11 protein-coding genes are annotated in these 18,033 nt (G+C 71.2%); 10 read left to right on the top strand and 1 reads right to left on the bottom strand.

What is annotated here, in order from left to right; genetic code table 11:
* Window positions 1–99: 99 nt before the first annotated feature.
* The 4 genes from ACGFNV_RS41955 to ACGFNV_RS41940 all read left to right on the top strand — a co-directional run bounded on the left by ACGFNV_RS41955 (window position 100) and on the right by ACGFNV_RS41940 (window position 4,512).
* Window positions 100–1,773, top strand: a complete 1,674-nt coding sequence (locus ACGFNV_RS41955) for a PucR family transcriptional regulator (RefSeq protein ID WP_393630350.1) — start codon at window positions 100–102, stop codon at window positions 1,771–1,773.
* A 338-nt stretch (window positions 1,774–2,111) separates the two neighbouring features.
* Complete coding sequence (locus tag ACGFNV_RS41950; RefSeq protein ID WP_393630348.1) at window positions 2,112–2,360, top strand: hypothetical protein; 249 nt, start codon at window positions 2,112–2,114, stop codon at window positions 2,358–2,360.
* A 167-nt stretch (window positions 2,361–2,527) separates the two neighbouring features.
* Window positions 2,528–2,848 (top strand): hydrophobin family protein, encoded by a 321-nt coding sequence (locus ACGFNV_RS41945; protein ID WP_393630346.1) that lies wholly within the window; start codon window positions 2,528–2,530, stop codon window positions 2,846–2,848.
* A gap of 218 nt (window positions 2,849–3,066) precedes the next feature.
* Entirely contained in the window at window positions 3,067–4,512 is a 1,446-nt protein-coding gene (locus ACGFNV_RS41940; protein ID WP_393630344.1) for an aldehyde dehydrogenase family protein, read from the top strand.
* A gap of 125 nt (window positions 4,513–4,637) precedes the next feature.
* Here the strand turns inward: ACGFNV_RS41940 and ACGFNV_RS41935 are convergent, their stop codons facing one another.
* On the bottom strand, window positions 4,638–7,499 hold the full coding sequence (locus tag ACGFNV_RS41935) for a glycoside hydrolase family 3 C-terminal domain-containing protein (RefSeq protein WP_393630342.1): 2,862 nt from the start codon (window positions 7,497–7,499) through the stop codon (window positions 4,638–4,640).
* 331 nt (window positions 7,500–7,830) lie between these two features.
* Between ACGFNV_RS41935 and ACGFNV_RS41930 the strand changes: the two genes are divergently transcribed.
* The 6 genes from ACGFNV_RS41930 to ACGFNV_RS41905 all read left to right on the top strand — a co-directional run bounded on the left by ACGFNV_RS41930 (window position 7,831) and on the right by ACGFNV_RS41905 (window position 18,028).
* Window positions 7,831–9,516: an extracellular solute-binding protein gene (locus ACGFNV_RS41930; RefSeq protein WP_393630340.1), complete on the top strand. Its 1,686-nt coding sequence runs from the start codon at window positions 7,831–7,833 to the stop codon at window positions 9,514–9,516.
* Between the two features lie 27 nt (window positions 9,517–9,543).
* On the top strand, window positions 9,544–10,584 hold the full coding sequence (locus tag ACGFNV_RS41925) for an ABC transporter permease (RefSeq protein ID WP_393630338.1): 1,041 nt from the start codon (window positions 9,544–9,546) through the stop codon (window positions 10,582–10,584).
* On the top strand, window positions 10,581–11,516 hold the full coding sequence (locus ACGFNV_RS41920) for a carbohydrate ABC transporter permease (protein WP_393630336.1): 936 nt from the start codon (window positions 10,581–10,583) through the stop codon (window positions 11,514–11,516). The genes ACGFNV_RS41925 and ACGFNV_RS41920 overlap by 4 nt, the downstream gene beginning before the upstream one ends.
* A 142-nt stretch (window positions 11,517–11,658) precedes the next feature.
* Entirely contained in the window at window positions 11,659–13,872 is a 2,214-nt protein-coding gene (locus ACGFNV_RS41915; RefSeq protein ID WP_393630334.1) for a WD40/YVTN/BNR-like repeat-containing protein, read from the top strand.
* Window positions 13,872–15,836 (top strand): beta-galactosidase, encoded by a 1,965-nt coding sequence (locus tag ACGFNV_RS41910; protein ID WP_393630332.1) that lies wholly within the window; start codon window positions 13,872–13,874, stop codon window positions 15,834–15,836. The genes ACGFNV_RS41915 and ACGFNV_RS41910 overlap by 1 nt, the downstream gene beginning before the upstream one ends.
* Window positions 15,833–18,028, top strand: coding sequence for a glycoside hydrolase N-terminal domain-containing protein (locus tag ACGFNV_RS41905; RefSeq protein ID WP_393630331.1), 2,196 nt, complete (start codon window positions 15,833–15,835; stop codon window positions 18,026–18,028). Before ACGFNV_RS41910 ends, ACGFNV_RS41905 begins: the two co-directional genes overlap by 4 nt.
* The last annotated feature ends 5 nt before the right edge of the window (window positions 18,029–18,033 follow it).

The raw sequence follows: 18,033 nt of genomic DNA, 5'->3' as shown, positions 1-18,033 counted from the left end.
TGGGGTCACGCAGGGACCGTACAGTGAGGCAGAATCGACACAGGTCGTTCATACGTAGCGGCCAAAAGGTCACAGAGTTCTCACCGACATGAAGGCCCCATGCCTCCCACGCTCGCCTCGCTCGTCCACCACTCCGCGCTCAAGCTGACGGTCCGCGCGGGCGAGGACCGCCTGGACGTGCCCGTCCGCTGGGCGCACGTCAGCGAGCTCGCCGACCCCGTGCCGTACATGGAGGGCGGGGAGCTGCTGCTCATCACCGCGCTCAAGCTGGACGCGGAGGACCCCGAGGCGATGCGGCGCTATGTGAAGCGCCTGGTCGCGGCGGGCGTCGTCGGACTCGGCTTCGCCGTCGGGGTCAACTACGAGGAGATCCCCGAGGCGCTCGTCGACGCGGCCCGCGAGGAGGGCCTGCCGCTGCTCGAGGTGCCGCGCCGCACCCCCTTCCTGGCGATCAGCAAGGCGGTGTCCGCGGCGATCGCGGCCGACCAGTACCGGGCCGTCACGGCGGGCTTCGCCGCACAGCGCGAACTGACGAGGCACACGCTCACCGACGGCCCCGAGGGGCTGCTCGCCGCACTCGCCGCCCAGGTCGACGGCTGGGCCGCGCTCTACGACGCCTCGGGCGCCGTCGTCGCGGCCGCACCCGAGTGGGCGGGGCGGCGGGCGGCGCGCCTCACGGCGGACGTCGAACGGCTGCGCGAGCGGCCCGCACCGGCCTCCTCCGTGGTCGGCGGCCCCGAGAACGACGACCGCGTCGAACTCCACACCCTCGGCACCGGCCGCCGCCCGCGCGCCGCGCTCGCCGTCGGCACGGCGGCCGCCCCCGGCACCGCCGAGCGCTACGCCGTCCACTCGGCCATCGCCCTGCTGACCCTCACCACGGAACGCTCGCGGTCGCTCCAGGAGGCGGAACAGCGGGTGGGCGCGGCGGTGCTGCGCATGCTGCTCGCGGGCGAGCCGGACCACGCCCGCGCGGTGGCCGGCGGCCTCTACGGCGGTCTGCTGGACGCGCCGTTCCGGGTGATCGTCGCCGAGTCCGCGTCCGCGTCGGCCGCGCGCGCCCACGCCGAGGGGCAGCCGCACGCCCGCGTGCCCGCCGCCAAGCCGTCGGCCGCCGCGCTGGCCGCCGCCGACGCCGGGGGCGATCCGCTGGACGGGCTCGGCGAGATCGTCGAGTCCGCGGCGGCGCGCGCGGGGGAGGCCGTGCTCGTCGTACCGGACGGGGAGCGGCTGGTGATGCTGGCGGCGGACGGGGGTGCGGCCGTGGGGGCGTGCGGTGAGTACGCGGCGGCCCTGGAGGCGGCGCGGGTTGGTGCGGACGTGCGGGAGGCGGCGGGGGGCGAGGAGTCCGAACTGGTCGTCGGCGTGTCCGCGCCGGCCGGACCGATCGCCGCGGCCGCGGCCTACAAGCAGGCCGAGCAGTCCCTGTCCGTCGCCCGGCGACGGGGGCGGGTGCTGGTGGAGCACGAGCAGTTGGCGGCGGGGTCCGTGGTGCCGTTGCTCGCCGACGACGCGGTGAAGGCGTTCGCGGACGGGTTGCTGCGGCCGCTGTACGAGCACGACGCGACGGGGCGGGGAGACCTCGTCGCGTCCCTACGGGCGTGGCTGTCCCGGCACGGCCAGTGGGACGCCGCCGCCGCGGACCTCGGTGTGCACCGGCACACCCTGCGATACCGGATGCGGCGGGTGGAGGAGATCCTCGGGCGCTCACTGGACGAGGCGGACGCGCGGATGGAGCTGTGGCTGGCACTGAAGGCCACGTCGGCGGAGTAGGCGCGGGGCGCCGGCGAGGGCGTCCTCCAGGGCGCGTCGGGGCCGGGGGTGCTGCTGGCCGAGACGATCCGCAAGACCTGCCGGATCAGGCGACAATGATCGCTGGCCGCCTGTGTGTAGTGCTTGGGGAAAGAGGAGGTCCTGTGAGTCTGAGTCCGCGCGAGGTGTTTCTCCGGCTTGTTCATGGGGTCGCTGGTGGGAACTCCGACGAGTTGCCTGACCTGTATGGCGAGGTCACCGATGTTCGGCATCCGATGGCGACGCCGGAGTCCGAGCCGTTGACGAGTCGGCGTGCGCTGCAGGAGCACTTCACGGTGCCGCCGGAAGTTCGGGAGTCCTTGCCGAAGAGGCGGGTCGTCGATGTCGTCGTTCACGAGACCGCCGATCCTGAGGTGATCGTCGCCGAGTTCGCCTATGAGTTCACGTTGCCGGACGACTCGATGAACAAGGTGCCCTGCGTCTTCGTCATGCGTGTCCCGGACGGTCGGATCATCGAGTCACGCGACTACATCGACCCGATCCGTACGTACACGGCACGCGGGGACCTTGACCGCCTCATCGCGTCGTTGCGGAAGGACGCTTCCTGAGGTCCTGTGGGTGAGGGGCGTCCCGGTGGACCATGTGACCGCTGCGCCCGGGAGCGGTGTCGTGGCATCCCCCATTGAGTGGTGTCGCGGCGTGGCGTGCAGGGCGCCGTGCGGCCGGAGCCTCATATTGGCTGGAAATCCGGTCACCGCATCCTCGAAGGACTCACGTGAAGACGACCGTCCGCCGCCTCGCCGGCATCGTGGCCACCGCAGCCCTGGCCCTCGCCGTTCCTCTGGTCGGCGCCGCCCCCGCCCAGGCCGCCACCACCACACCCATGGATTGCAATGCGATCCAGGACGCCTCCAGCAGTCCCGTCCAGCAACTCGCGGGAGTTCTCGAGGCTCCCCTGCGCTCCGTCAATGGATCCGTGGGCGTCAGATGCACGCCAGTGGAGAACGGCGACGCTCGCGTGGACTTCTGCGCCAAGAACGACGTCGGCGGCGTTCTCGCGGTCGGGCAGGAACCCAAGGGTCACACCTGTCCGTAAGCCGAAACGCAGCCTGCCAAGGACCCCCGGGTTCAGTGGATGGCATCCATGCCGGCCGCCGCCGGGCCCCGGCGGCGTGCTGGTGAACGCTCACTCACCTGGCCAATTCGGCGCACCCCGACACCTCACCACTCCACCCCGGACAAACGTCCCCCGGCCTCCCCACCCCTACCGTGGACCGAGAACCCCGTACCCCCACGGAAGGGCCGGATCCGCACATGACTTCCACCCACGCCTTCTGGCTCGCCGGCCGCCAGGTCACCGGCGAGGACACCTTCGACGTGACGTCCCCCTGGGACGGCCGGCTCGTCGCCGAGGTGAGCGTGCCGACCGACGCGCAGGTGGAGGAGGCCGTCGCCGCCGCCCACGCCGTCCGCGAGGACTTCGCCGCCACCCCGGCCCACGTCCGCGCCGCCGCCCTCGACCACGTGAGCCGCCGACTCGTCGAGCGCACCGAGGAGATCGCCCGGCTCATCTCCGCCGAGAACGGCAAGCCGATCAAGTGGGCCCGCGGCGAGGTGGGACGGGCCGTGTCCGTGTTCCGGTTCGCGGCGGAAGAGGCACGCCGGTTCAACGGCGGCGAGGCGCAGCGGCTGGACACCGACGCCGGCGGTCAGGGCCGCCTCGCCCTCACCCGCCGCTTCCCGAAGGGCGTCGTCCTCGGTATCGCGCCCTTCAACTTCCCGCTCAACCTGTGCGCCCACAAGATCGCCCCGGCGATCGCCGCGGGCGCGCCGATCATCCTGAAGCCCGCGCCCGCCACCCCGCTCTCCGGACTGGTCATCGGCGAACTCCTCGCCGAGACGGACCTCCCGGCCGGTTCGTGGAGCATCCTGCCGGTCTCCAACGACCGCATGCCCGCGCTCGTGCAGGACGAGCGACTTCCGGTCATCTCCTTCACCGGATCCGAGAAGGTCGGCTACGCGATCATGGACTCGGTGCCGCGCAAGCACTGCACCCTGGAGCTGGGCGGCAATGGCGCGGCCGTCGTCCTCGGCGACTACGCGAGCGACGCCGACCTCGACTGGGCGGCCACCCGCATCGCCACCTTCTCCAACTACCAGGGCGGCCAGTCCTGCATCTCCGTGCAGCGGGTCATCGCGGACGCGTCCGTCTACGACCGTCTCCTCCCGCGCATCGTCGCCGCCGTCGAGGCCCAGGTCACCGGTGACCCGTCCGACGACAAGACCGACGTCGGCCCGCTGGTCAGCGAGGACGCGGCCCAGCGCGTGGAAGCCTGGGTGCAGGAGGCCGTCGACGCCGGGGCGAACCTGCTCACCGGCGGCAAGCGCGACGGCGCCTCCTACGCGCCGACCGTCCTCACCGACGTACCGGCGTCGACGACGCTCTCCTGCGAGGAGGTCTTCGGGCCCGTCCTCACCGTGCAGAAGGTGGACGGGGAGGCGGCGGCGTTCGCGGCGGTCAACGCGTCCAAGTACGGCCTCCAGGCGGGCGTGTTCACCCACGACCTCCAGGTCGCCTTCCGCGCCCACCGCGCCCTGGAGGTGGGCGGTGTCGTCATCGGCGACGTGCCCTCCTACCGCGCCGACCAGATGCCGTACGGCGGCGTCAAGCAGTCCGGCGTGGGCCGCGAGGGCGTGAAGTTCGCGATGGACGACTACACCTACGAGCGGGTGCTGGTCCTCACCGGGCTCGCCCTCTAGCACACCTCAGCCCACCAGTAAACCTCTAGCACATGGGAACCATTTTCATATAAGGTTCCCGAAGAGGCCCGGCACCGATGCCTTCCGGTGCCGGGCCCCTTCCTGTGTCAGCCTGTTCCGGACCCTCAACCGGAGAAGCCGACACGCGCGAGCCGCAGCGGGCCGCGCAGTCTGAGGTGGACGTCGTGCACGCCCCGGGCGGCGATCGCGGCGCTCAGGGTGGTGTAGTCGTACGGTCCCGATGTCGCGGTCTCCGGCGACAGCGTGGCCAGCGCCGGGCCGCCGTCCAGGGACACCTCGACCGTGCCCCCGCCCGACACCTCGACCGTCACACGTGTGGCGTCCGAGCCGAAGTCGCAGGCCCGGTAGACCAGTTCGCCGGAGCCGCCCGCCACGGGTGTCACCGCGTCGCCGGACACCTTCGTACGGTCGACGATCTCCGTGCCGCTCTGCTCGTCGAAGTCGGCCGCGGCCAGGCCGTGCCCCAGCACGGACCGGGGTGCGCCGGGCTCACCGTCCAGGAGCACGGTCGTACGCAGACGGACGTCCTCGCTGGAGGCGCCGGCCAGCAGCTCGTACGGGCCCGGCTCCACGCGCCACCGGCCCTGAGCCACGTCCCAGAAGCCGAAGACGGTCAGCGGGAGCGCGAAGGACAGCTCCTCCTTCGCGCCGGGGGCGAGCGGCACGCGGCGGTGGCCGACCAGCTCGCGGCGCGGCCGCACCACCGACGGGTCGACGGCGCGGACGTAGAGCTGGGCCACCTCGTCGGCGGCCGTGTCACCGGTGTTGGTGACCGTGAACGAGACGTGCACCGCGTCGCCGTCGACCCGCGCCGACAGGTCCCGGTACGTGAAGGACGCGTACGACAGGCCGTGGCCGAAGGGGAAGAGCGGGGTGCCCTCGAAGTAGAGGTACGTCTGCCGGGTGCCGATCACGTCGTAGTCGAGCAGGTCGGGCAGGTCCAAGTCGTCGGCGTACCAGGTCTGCGGGAGGCGGCCCGCGGGGGAGACGTCGCCGGCCAGGACGCGGGCGAGGGCGGTGCCCGCCGCCTGGCCGCCGTGCGCGGTCCACAGCGCGGCAGGCAGCTGCCGCGTGTCCACCGCGTACGGGTAGGCCGACACCAGCGCCAGCACGGTGTTGGGGTTCGCGGCGCGGGCCGCGCGCAGCAGGCGCTCCTGGTGGGCGGGCAGGCGCAGCGTCGTGCGGTCCTCGGTCTCGCGTCCGTTGATGTGCGGGTCGTTGCCCGCCACCACGACGACCACATCCGCCTGGGCAGTGACCTGGGTCACTGCGCTTTCGCCGCTTTCGGTGACGATGACCTCGAAGACCTGCGGATTCTCCTCGGCAACCTTGACGCCGTCGGGGGCGACACAGACATGACGACCCGTGCCGACATGCCGAAGGAGGTGACCGTTCCCGTGGCCGTTCCCGTCGCCGTTCTCGTAGGGTTCCAGGCGGAATGTCTCCTGGACGATCCAGCCGCCGGGCTGGTCCGCGGAGGCGCGTACGTAACCGTCGTCGGCGACCGAGAGGTAGCGGCCGTCCGGCGCGCGCAGCGTGAGGATGCCCTCGCCCCAGTCGACGAGCGCGAGCTCGGTGCCGGCGGCGTCGGTGGTCAGCGGCGGCAGGTCGGTGCGGCCGGCGAGCAGCGCCGGGTCCAGGGCCCCCTCGGCGCCGCGCGCCTCGTCGGTGGCGTCCCGCGCCTCGGGCACCTTCAGGAACGTGCCGTCGGCGGTCTTCAGCAGGACCCGGTCGACGCCCTCCGCGAACTCGACGCGGTCGGCGCCGAACCGCTCGTACAGGCCCTCCAGCGGGGTGGAGCGGTGGATGAGGGTGCCGCTGTACCAGTCGAGCTTGCACTCGTCGGCGAGCAGGCCGACGACGGCGATCCTCGTGTCCGGGGCGAGCGGCAGCAGGCCGTCGTTCTTGAGCAGCACGATCGCCTGCTCGGCCGCCTCCTGCGCGAGCGCCCGGTGGGCCGGGGTGTCGAACTCCCCGGTGCCCGCGTGCGGGTCGTGGAGCGGGTCGAACTCGCCGAGGCGGAAGCGGACCGAGAGCTGGCGGCGGACCGCGAGGTCGATGTCGGCCTCGGTGAGGAGCTTCTGGTCGTGGGCGCCGCGCACGCGCGCGACGATCTGCGAGCCGTCCGTGCCGTGGTCGGTGAAGCTGTCGACGCCCGCCCTGAGCGCGGCCGCGGTGGCCTCCTCGTGGGTGTCGAAGTAGTGCTCGGAGTCGACCAGATTGCTGGGCGCGCCGGCGTCCGAGCAGACCAGCAGGTCCTCGTCGGTCCAGGCGCGCAGGTGCTCGTCCAGGTACGGCGAGACGTGGTTCGGGCGGCCGTTGACCAGGTTGTACGCCGGCATCACCCCGGCGACCGCGCCCGCCTCGACCGTCTCGCGGAAGGCCCGCAGGTCGTACTCGTGCAGCACCCGCGGGCGCACCGAGCTCGACGAAGTGGCCCGGTCCGTCTCGTTGTTGTGGGCCAGCCAGTGCTTGAGCACGGGGGCTGTGCGCCAGTACGTCGGGTGCTCGCCGCGCAGGCCGTGGGTGTAGGCGGTGGCGATGGCCGAGGTCAGCTTGGGGTCCTCGGAGTAGCCCTCCTCGTTGCGGCCCCACAGGGGGTGGCGCAGCAGGTTCACCGTGGGCGACCAGACGTTGAGACCGACGCGGTCGTCGCGGGCGCGCATCGCGCGGGTCTCCTTCGACACCGCCTCGCCGATCCGCCGTACGAGATCCGTGTTCCAGGTCGCGCCGAGCCCGACGGCCTGCGGGAACACCGTCGCCGGGCCCATCCACGCGACGCCGTGCAGCGCCTCCTGGCCGGTGCGGAACGCGGCGATGCCGAGCCGCTCGACGGCGGGCGCGAACTGGTGCAGGAAGGAGATCTTCTCGTCGAGGGTGAGCCGCCCCAGCAGATCGTCGACGCGGTTCGCGAACGGCAGCTGCGGATCGCGGAACGGTTCGGTGGGTGGCGTGTGTGCGGTCACGTGGGGATCCCCTTGCGATGGATCGGCGAGGCGCTTTCGAAGCGCTTCGATGCTCATTCGACGACGGGTCGAGTGTCAAGGGATCGCCGCCGTCACTTCAAGCCGTGCATAAGGAAAGGTTGCTTCCTATAGGTCGGAGGAAACTTGGAAACGACCCTTGTGCACCCTGGGGTGTTCACTTAACCTCACAGCAACATCGAAGCGCTTCGACTACGGGAGACCCCGGGTACACGGGTCGGAGGATCGCTTCAGCTCAGCCAGATCCACTCAAGACACCGCAGCCGACGGCTCCACCGCCGGGTGTCCTGGTGCGCCATGAAGGGTTGACGCAATGACGCCGAACGCCGCTCCCGGTACCAGCCGGAGAAGTTTCCTCGCCTCCACGGCGGTCGCAGCCGCAGCGGTCGCGGGCGGGATGCCCCTGCTCGCCGCCTGCGGCGGATCGGACAGCGGTTCGCGCGACGGCACGACCTCGGGCAAGGACGCGAAGAAGATCCTGCCGACCTTCGTGGCCAGCGGTGTGGTGACCCCCGACATCCCCTCGAAGAACGGCTCCGCGCTCGGCTTCACCAGCAAGCTGGACCTCGCCACCCTGAAGACGTCCGTGCCGAAGAAGCTCGGCAAGGGCGGCAAGGTCACTATCATGGCGCCGTTCTGGGGCTCCCCGCCGAAGGGCGACAACGCCTACTACAAGGCGATGAACGACCTGATCGGCGTCGACGTCCACTGGCAGAACCAGGACGGCAACACCTACGACCAGAAGCTCGGCGCGGTCCTCGCCTCCAGCGACGTCCCGGACGTGGTGGTCGTCCCCGGCTGGAACATGGGCGGCAAGATACCCAGCGCCATCATCGGCAAGTTCGCCGACCTCGGCCCCTACCTCTCCGGGGACGCGGTCAAGGAGTTCCCCAACCTGGCGGCGATCCCGACGGAGGCCTGGCAGCGCTCCATCTTCGGCGGCAAGCTGATGGGCCTGCCGATGCCCGCCTCGTACGTCCCGAACATCGTACCGTGCTACCGCCAGGACATCTTCGACAAGGAGGGCTACGAAGTCCCCAAGTCGGCCGCCGAGTTCCTGGCCCTGTGCAAGGAGATCACCAACGCCAAGGCCAAGCGCTGGGCCTGCGGCGACATGAAGTGGACCGCCTTCAACTCCTTCGGCGTGCTCTCCGGCGCGGAGAAGCCCCTCGGCTGGAACACGGTCGACGGCAAGCTGGTCTACCGCATCGAGACCGAGGAGTACCTCGAGGCGCTGGAGTGGACCCGCAAGCTGTTCGCCGCCGGCGTCGTCCACCCCGACTTCGAGCTGGGCAAGAGCCAGGCCACCGACCCGGCCCCCAAGTTCGCCAAGGGTGAGTTCCTGATCTGGAACAACGACATCTCCAACTGGTACGGCCAGACCGCCAACCAGGCCACCCAGAACCCCGACTTCAAGATCTGGGGCATGGACATCTTCGGCCACGACGGCGGCGACCCCCTCCTGTGGGCCACGCAGCCGGCCAACATCTTCGCCTTCGTCAACAAGAAGGCCTCCGAGTCGGTGGTCCGCGACGCGCTGGCCGTCGCCAACGTCACCGCGGCGCCGTACGGCACCAAGGAGTACATGCTCACCAACTACGGCGTCGAGGGCACCCACTACACCGTCAAGGACGGCGTCCCGGTCAAGAACGACAAGGGCAACAACGAGGTCATGAACGCCTATGGGATGATCGACGGCCCCGCCGCCACCATCGCCCACCCGGACTTCCCCGCCGTGGCCAAGGGGCAGGTCGAGTGGCAGCAGCGGATGGGCGCCTTCACCAAGAAGTCCGCCTTCTGGGGCATGCAGATCACCGAGCCCGGCCGCTTCACCAACCTCTCCAACAACATGGAGCAGCTGGAGGACGACATCGCCCGCGGCCGCAAGAAGATCAGCGACATGCAGCAGTTCGTCTCCGAGTGGAAGAGCAAGGGCGGCGACAAGCTCCGCGACTGGTACCAGAAGATCCTCGACGAGAACGGCAGCGCGGCGAAGTGATCAGGGGCTGAGGGCGAGGAGAAGGCCGTGTCCCACAGCACGGTGCCTCGGAGCAGGACCGAGGCGAAGAAGAAGAGCCCGACCAGGACTCCGGTGGCGCCCGGCGGCGCCACCGGCCCCTCGAAGGGAGAGGGCTCCGGCAAGCTGAGCCTGCGGCTCAGGTTCAGACGCGACCGCGTCCTGCTCCTGATGACGCTGCCGGCCGTCGCGCTGGTCCTGCTGTTCAACTACGTGCCGATCCTCGGCAACGTCGTCGCCTTCCAGGACTACGACCCCTACATCAGCGACAACGGGGTCGTCTCCATCTTCAACAGCCCCTGGGTGGGTCTGGAGAACTTCCAGGGGCTGTTCGAGGACTCGGCGTTCTGGGACGCGGTGCAGAACACACTGGTGCTGTTCTTCCTCCAGCTCGTGTTGTACTTCCCGATCCCGATCCTGCTCGCGCTGCTCATCAACAGCGTGGTCAGGCCCCGGGTGCGGGCGGTCGCGCAGGCCGTCCTCTATCTGCCGCACTTCTTCTCCTGGGTGCTGGTCATCGCCGTCTTCCAGCAGCTCTTCGGCGGCGCCGGGCTCCTCTCCCAGCTGCTGCGGGACAACGGCTACAACGGCCTCAACATCATGACCAACCCGGACACCTTCAAGTTCCTGGTCACCGCGCAGAGCGTGTGGAAGGACGCCGGGTGGGGCATCATCGTCTTCCTCGCCGCGCTGGCCTCGGTGAGTCCGGACCTGTACGAGGCCTCCGCGATGGACGGCGCCAACCGGTGGCGCCGCATGTGGCACGTGACCCTGCCCGCCCTGCGGCCGGTGATCGCCCTGCTGCTCGTGCTCCGCGTCGGTGACGCCCTCACCGTCGGGTTCGAGCAGATCCTGTTGCAACGCGACGCCGTGGGGCCGGGGGCGGCGGAGGTCCTCGACACCTTCGCCTGGTGGAACGGCGTCCGCAACCAGGACTTCGGCTATGCGGCCGCCGCCGGTCTGATCAAGGGTGTCATCAGCCTCGGCCTGGTGCTCGTCGCGAACAAGGTGGCCCATCTCATGGGCGAGCAGGGGGTGTACAAGAAGTGAGCACCGTGACCGACAAGCCCGTGCGCACACCCGGCCGGTGGGCCGCGCCGCCCCGGCCCGTGTGGGAGGAGGAGCCCACCAAGGCAGGCCTCGCCGGCAAGGGGATCGCCCTGGGCTTCGCCTGCCTCGCCATCCTCTTCCCGCTGTGGATCGTGGTCGTCACCAGCCTCTCCTCGCGGAAGACCATCGACGAGGCCGGCGGGCTGGTGATGGTGCCCAAGGGGATCACCTTCGTCGCCTACAAGGAACTGCTCAGCGGCGGACAGGTCACCCGGGCGACGATCATCAGCCTCCTGATCACCCTCGTCGGCACGCTCTTCTCGATGACCGTGTCAGTCCTGTGCGCCTACGGGCTCTCCCGCTCGGGTTCGCTCGGCCACCGCTGGATCCTGATGACCCTGCTGGCGACGATGTTCTTCAGCGCGGGCCTGATCCCGACGTACCTGCTGGTGCAGTCGCTGGGCCTGACGGACACCTACCTCGCGCTGATCCTGCCGAGCGCCATCAGTGTGTTCAACATCCTGGTGCTGCGCGGGTTCTTCATGGGGATCTCGCAGGAGCTGATCGACAGCGCGCGGATCGACGGGGCGGGGGACTTCCGGATCCTGTGGCAGATCGTCATGCCGCTGTCCCGGGCGGTGCTCGCGGTGATCACGCTGTTCTACGCGGTGGGGTACTGGAGCGCCTGGTTCAACGCGTCGCTCTATCTGAACGACCAGGACATGATGCCGTTGCAGAACGTCATGATCCAGCTGGTGCAGAAGCAGGAAGCCCCGGTGGGGCTGGGGCAGGCGATCAAGACGGGTGAGCTGTCCGGGCTGGCTGTGCAGATGGCGGTCATGGTGATGGCGTTGTTGCCGGTGGCCGTGCTGTCTCCCTTCGTGCAGAAGCACTTCAAGAAGGGGATGTTGACGGGGGCGATCAAGGGCTAGGCCCTGGAGGAGCAGGGTCGTCTTTCGTCTGCAGGTTGTTTGTGGCTGGTCGCGCCCACGCGGCGGAGCCGCACATGGATAGGGGCCTCGCGCCCCTTAGGTAAGTCCCCCTGATCCATTCTTGTACAGCGAGGTATGTGTCATGTACGCGTCCCGTCTGAGTCGGCGTGCCGTTCTGGCCGGCACCGCCGCCGTCGCAGCCCTCACCGGTCTTCCCGCACTCCAAGGGCGGGCGCACGCCGCCGAGGCCGGCGCCCCGGCCTACCGGTGGCGCAACGTCGTCATCGGGGGGACCGGGTTCGTCACCGGGGTGCTGTTCCACCCGGCGGTGCGCGGCCTCGCCTACGCCCGGACCGACATCGGCGGGGCGTACCGGTGGGACGACCGGGCCGCCCGCTGGACCCCCCTCACCGACCATCTCGGGTGGGACGACTGGAACCTCCTCGGTGTCGAGGCCATGGCCGTGGACCCGGCGCACCCGAACCGGATCTACCTCGCGCTGGGCACGTACGCCCAGTCCTGGGCCGGCAACGGGGCGGTGCTGCGGTCCGAGGACCGCGGTGCCACTTGGGCCCGTACCGATCTCACCGTGAAGCTCGGGGGCAACGAGGACGGGCGGGGGGCGGGGGAGCGGCTGCTCGTCGATCCCCGGGACAGCGACACCCTGTGGCTGGGGACACGGCACGACGGGCTCCTGAAGTCCACCGACCGGGGCGCCACCTGGGCCGTTACCCCCTTCCCGGCCACCCCCAGCTCCTCCGGCCAGGGCGTCACCTTCCTCGTCGCCGCCGGGCGCACCCTCTACGCCGGGTGGGGCGACTCCGACGGCACAGCCGACAAGCCGAACCTGTACCGCACCACCGACGGCACCACGTGGGAGGCCGTCCCCGGGCAGCCCTCCGGCGCCTCCGCCAAAGTGCCGATCCGAGCCGCGTACGACTGCCACACGCGTGAGCTGTACGTGACGTACGCGAACGCGCCCGGACCCAACGGGCAGTCCGACGGCAGCGTGCACAAGCTGGCCACGGTGAGCGGAAAGTGGCGGGACGTCACCCCGGCCGAGCCGGGCGGAACCACCAGTGACGGTTCCGCCGACACCTTCGGCTACGGGGGTGTGGCCGTCGACGCCCGTCGTCCCGGCACCGTCGTCGTGTCCACCAACAACCGCTGGGCCGCGGTCGACACCCTGTACCGGAGCACCGACGGGGGCCGCACCTGGACGTCCCTGAAGGACTCGGCGGTGCTCGACGTGTCCGAGACGCCGTTCCTCACCTTCGGCGGCGACAAGCCGAAGTTCGGCTGGTGGATCCAGGCGCTCGCCGTCGACCCGTACGACTCCCGGCACATCGTGTACGGCACCGGCGCGACCCTGTACGGCACGCGCGACCTCAAGCACTGGGCGCCGCAGATCCGCGGTCTGGAGGAGACCTCCGTGCGTCAGCTGATCTCGCCCCCGACCGGTCAGGCGCACCTGATCAGCGGGCTCGGGGACGTCGGCGTGATGTATCACGAGCAACTCAACGCGTCGCCGTCGCGGGGCATGGCGAACAACCCCGTGTTCGGGACGGCGACGGGACTCGCGCAGGCCGCGGCCAAGCCGTCGTACGTCGTGCGCACCGGCTGGGGGGACCACGGCAACGGCGCGTACTCCAACGACGGCGGCAAGTCCTGGGCGCCCTTCGCGGCCCAGCCCGCCCTCGCCAAGGACGCGCCGGGGCCGATCGCCACCAACACCGACGGCAGCGTGCTGCTGTGGACGTTCGTGCACTGGGACGGCACCAAGTACCCCGCGCAGCGCTCCACCGACAACGGCGCCACCTGGTCCGAGGTCACCTCCTTCCCGAAGGGCGCCACACCGCTCGCCGACCCCGCCGACCCGAAACGCTTCTACGCCTACGACACCGACACGGGGACGCTGTTCGCCAGCACCGACGGCGGCCTCACCTTCACCAAGGGCGCGACCGGACTGCCCGCGGGCGACAGCCAGTTCCAGCTGGCCGCGGCCCCGGGGCGCTCCGGCGACCTGTGGCTGAGCACCAAGGGGAACGGGCTGTACCGGTCCACGGACGGCGGCGCGACCTTCTCGAAGATCGCCAGCTGCTGGGCCTCGCACACCCTCGCCTTCGGCAAGGCCGCCGACGGCGCCGACTACCCGGCGATCTACCAGGTCGGCGCCACGGAGGCGATCACCGCCGTGTACCGCTCCGACGACGGAGCGAAGAGCTGGGTGCGGGTCAACGACGACCAGCACCAGTGGGGTTGGATCGGCGCGACCATCGCCGCCGACCCGCGTCTGTACGGCCGGGTCTACATCGCCACCAACGGGCGCGGTATCCAGTACGGGGAGCCGGTGTGATGCCGAACCTCCGCGACGCCACCCGGGGGCGTGTCCTCTTCGGCGGCGACTACAACCCCGAGCAGTGGCCCGAGGAGACCTGGCACGAGGACGTACGGCTGATGCGGGACGCCGGCGTCAACTCCGCCACCCTCGGCGTCTTCTCCTGGTCGAAGCTGGAACCCGAGCCGGGGGCACGGGAGTTCGGCTGGCTGGACACGCTGATGGACCTGATGCACGACAACGGCATCGGTGTCGTCCTCGCCACCCCCACCTCCTCACCCCCGCCCTGGATGGGCCGCCTGCACCCGGACACCCTGCCCCGCACCGAGGACGGCCGCGTCGAGTGGTGGGGCGGCCGGCAGCACTTCTCGCACTCCAGCGCCACCTACCGCCGCTACGCCGCCGCCATCACCGAGGACCTGGCCGCCCGCTACGGCGGCCACCCCGCCCTCACGATGTGGCACATCAACAACGAGTACTGCACCTTCGACCACGGCGACGAGGCGGCCGCCGCCTTCCGCCGCTGGCTGCGCGCTAAGTACGGCACCCTGGACGCGCTCAACACCGCCTGGGGCACGCAGTTCTGGAGCCAGGGCTACGACAGCTGGGACGGCATCCTGCCCGCGCGCGCCCCGCACTACATGAAGAACCCCACCCAGGTGCTGGACTTCCGGCGCTTCACCTCCGACATGCTCCTGGAGTGCCACCGCGCCGAGCGTGACATCGTCGCCCGGCACACCCCGCACCTCCCGGTCACCACCAACTTCATGCCGCTGTGGATCGGGCAGGACGCCTGGCGCTGGGCCGAGGAGGAGGACGTCGTCTCCGTCGACCTCTACCCCGACCCGCGCGACCCCCTGGCCGCCCAGTACGCGGCGATGGTCCAGGACCTGACCCGCTCCCAGGCACGCGGCCCGTGGATGCTGATGGAGCAGGCGGCCGGGCCGGTCAACTGGCGCGGGGTGAACCACCCCAAGCCGCGCGGCATGAACCGCCTGTGGTCCCTCCAGGCGGTGGCCCGGGGAGCGGACGCCGTCTGCTACTTCCAGTGGCGGCAGTCCCGGCAGGGCGCGGAGAAGTTCCACTCCGGGATGGTCAGCCACGCGGGCGCGCAGGGCCGTACGTTCCAGGAGGTCAAGCAGCTCGGTGCCGACCTCGTGAAGGTGGGCCCGCAGGTGACGGACCGGCACATCGCCTCCGACGTCGCCGTCCTGCACGACTGGCACGCCTGGTGGGCCGGCGCCCAGGACGGCCGGCCGTCCACGCGGGTCGACCACCCCGAGCTCCTGAAGGCCTGGCACCGCGCCCTCTGGGAGAGTCACCTCACCACCGACTTCGCCCACCCCGAACACGACCTGTCCGCCTACAAACTGGTCGTCGTGCCGCAGCTCTACCTCCTCACGGACACGGCGATCGACAACCTCCTCGCCTATGTGCGCGGCGGCGGCACCCTCGTCAGCGGCTTCCTCACCGGGATCGCCGACGAGGACGACCGGGTGCGACCGGGCGGCATGGACGCCCGGCTGCGTGAGCTGTTCGGCATCCGCACGCTGCACGAGTGGTGGCCGCTGGACGCGGGGGAGAGCGTCGAGTGCGACGGCTTCCGGGGGACGCTGTGGTCGGAGGAGATCGAGGCCGACGACCCGGACCACACCGTCCCCTACAAGGGCGGGGAGCTCGACGGACTGCCCGCCGTCCTGCGCCGGGGGCGCGCCTGGTACGTCTCGACCCTCCCGGAGCCGGACGCGCTGCGTGAGCTGCTCGCCCGCGTGGCCGCCGACGCCGGTGTCCGGCCGGTGCTCGACGGGCTCCCGGCCGGTGTCGAGGCGGTGCGCCGGGGCGAGCTGCTGTTCGTGCTCAACCACGGGCGCGAGCCGGTCACCGTCGAGGTACCCGGCACCCACACCGACCTGCTGACCGGAGCCGCCCACGAGGACCGGCTCACCCTGGGCCGCTACGGCGTCGCGGTGCTGGCGTCATGACCGGCGGCCCCGTCCACGGCACCTGGGAGCCGCAGCCGGCCGCCCGCTGGGAGGACGGCTTCCTCAGCGGCAACGGCCGCCACGGCGCCCTGGTCTTCGGCGATCCGGACGACGACCGTGTGATCGTCACGCACCACACCCTCGTCCGCCCCAACGGCGGCGAGAACGCCCGCGCGCCACGCCTCGCCGACGGCCTGCCCGAGCTGCGGGACCGTCTGCTCGCCGGTGACCTCACCGCCGCCGAGGGCTTCACGGACGGACGGCCGTTGCAGTGGGTGCAGCCCTTCCACCCCGCCTTCCAGACCCGGCTGCGCGGGCCGGGCGGACACCGCGGCCGCTACCGCCGCTCCGTGGACTTCACCACGGGCGAGACCGTGGCCGAGTGCGCGGGGTGGACCAGCCGCGTCTTCGTCTCCCGCGCCGACGACGTGATCGTCCAGCACGTCACCGCCCCCGACCTGGAGATCTCCCTCGACCACCGGCTCCCGGGCGCGCCCGCCGGTCTCGCCGTCGGCCAGGGCGCCGTCCTCACCGCCGACGGCGCCCTGCTCTCCCTGCGCGCCCGCTACCCCGGCAGCGACCGCGCCTACACGGGCACGACCCTCGTCGTCGTCACCGGCGGCCGCGCCGAACTCGCCCTGTCCGGCCTGCGCGTCACCGGCGCCGAGTACGTGCTGCTGCTCACCCGCGTGCGACGCCACACCGGCCCGCTCGACGCCACCGAGGAACAGCGCGCCCTGACCGACCTGTGCGCGGGCCGTTCCTACGCCGACCTCCTCGACCGCCACCTCGCCCGGCACCGCACGGCCTACGAGCGCGTCACCCTCGACCTGCAGGCCGACCCCGTGGACCGCGCCCTGGCCGGCTCCGAGCTGCTCAAGCGCCCCGGCAGTCCGGCCCTCCTCGAACGCCTCTTCGCCGCCGGCCGCTACCACCTGCTGTCCTCCTCCGGCCTCAACCCGCCCCGCCTGCCCGGCCTGTGGACCGGCGACTGGGACACTGCGTGGTCCGGTGCTTTCACCAACGACGCGAACGTCAACCTCCAGACCGCCTCCGCCGCGGCCGCCGCCCTCCCCGAAGTCACCGAAGCCCTCGCCGCACTGATCCACCGTCAGATACCGGACTGGCAGGACAACGCCCGCGCGGTCTTCGGCGCCCGGGGCGCCGTCGCGCCCGCGCACACCGACGGCGAGACCGGGCACGCGTACCACTTCAGCCGCGAGTACCCGCTGCACCTGTGGACCGCGGGCGCCGACTGGCTGCTCAAGCCCCTCGTCGACCACGACGAGACCCGCGGCGAACAGGACCCGCGCACCGCCGCCGCCCTCGCCGAAGTCGCCCGGTTCTACGAGGACTTCCTCACCCGCACCGACGACGAAGGGCATGTGGTCGTCGTCCCCTCCTACTCGCCCGAGAACCGGCCCGCGAACGCGAGCTGGGGCGCGATCAACGCGGCCATGGACCTGTCGGCCGCCCGGCACGCCCTGGTCACCGCCGCCGCGTACCACCCGGGCACCCCGCGGGCCGACCGCTGGCGCGCCCTCGCCGACCGGCTCCCCCCGCACCGGATCAACGCCGACGGCGCCCTCGCCGAATGGGCCTGGCCGGGCCTCGACGACACCTACGACCACCGCCACCTCAGCCACCTCTACGGCGTGTGGCCGCTCGACGAGATCAACCCCTACGACACCCCCCACCTCGCGGCGGCCGCCCACCGCGCGCTCCAACTGCGCGGCGCCGAGAACGACTCCGCGCACGGCCACCTCCACCACGCCCTGATCGCGGCCCGCCTCGGAGACGGCCACCGGGTCGCGCACGCGCTCGCCAACGTGCTGGAGGGCGACTTCTTCCACGCCTCCCTGATGAGCGCCCACTACCCCAAGCGCGACGTCTACAACGCGGACGCCGCCCACACCCTGCCCGCCGTCCTCATCGAGGCGCTCGTCCACTCGACCCCGGACCGGCTGGTCCTGTTCCCCGCGCTCCCCCCGGCGCTCCCGTCGGGCGAACTGCGTGGCATCCGCACCCGGTTCGGCGCAGACCTCGACCTCGCCTGGGGCCCCGACGGCGCCCGGGCCGTCCTGAAGCCGCACCGCACCCACCGCATCGAAGTCCTGACTTCCTGCGGCGACGCACGGCCGCTCGACCTCGTCGCCGGAGAAGACCACGTCCTCACGCCGGGGGCGTGGTAATCCCC

This window comes from Streptomyces sp. NPDC048751 (assembly GCF_043198595.1).
GTDB lineage: Bacteria > Actinomycetota > Actinomycetes > Streptomycetales > Streptomycetaceae > Streptomyces.
Note: the sequence above shows the minus strand (reverse complement) of the source record. Positions and strands in the feature narration are given on the sequence as shown.

Coding starts and splice junctions, on each gene's coding strand:
- ACGFNV_RS41955 (WP_393630350.1), top strand. CDS start 100: ATGCCTCCCACGCTCGCCTCGCTCGTCCACCACTCCGCGCTCAAGCTG.
- ACGFNV_RS41940 (WP_393630344.1), top strand. CDS start 3,067: ATGACTTCCACCCACGCCTTCTGGCTCGCCGGCCGCCAGGTCACCGGC.
- ACGFNV_RS41930 (WP_393630340.1), top strand. CDS start 7,831: ATGACGCCGAACGCCGCTCCCGGTACCAGCCGGAGAAGTTTCCTCGCC.
- ACGFNV_RS41915 (WP_393630334.1), top strand. CDS start 11,659: ATGTACGCGTCCCGTCTGAGTCGGCGTGCCGTTCTGGCCGGCACCGCC.
- ACGFNV_RS41910 (WP_393630332.1), top strand. CDS start 13,872: ATGCCGAACCTCCGCGACGCCACCCGGGGGCGTGTCCTCTTCGGCGGC.
- ACGFNV_RS41905 (WP_393630331.1), top strand. CDS start 15,833: ATGACCGGCGGCCCCGTCCACGGCACCTGGGAGCCGCAGCCGGCCGCC.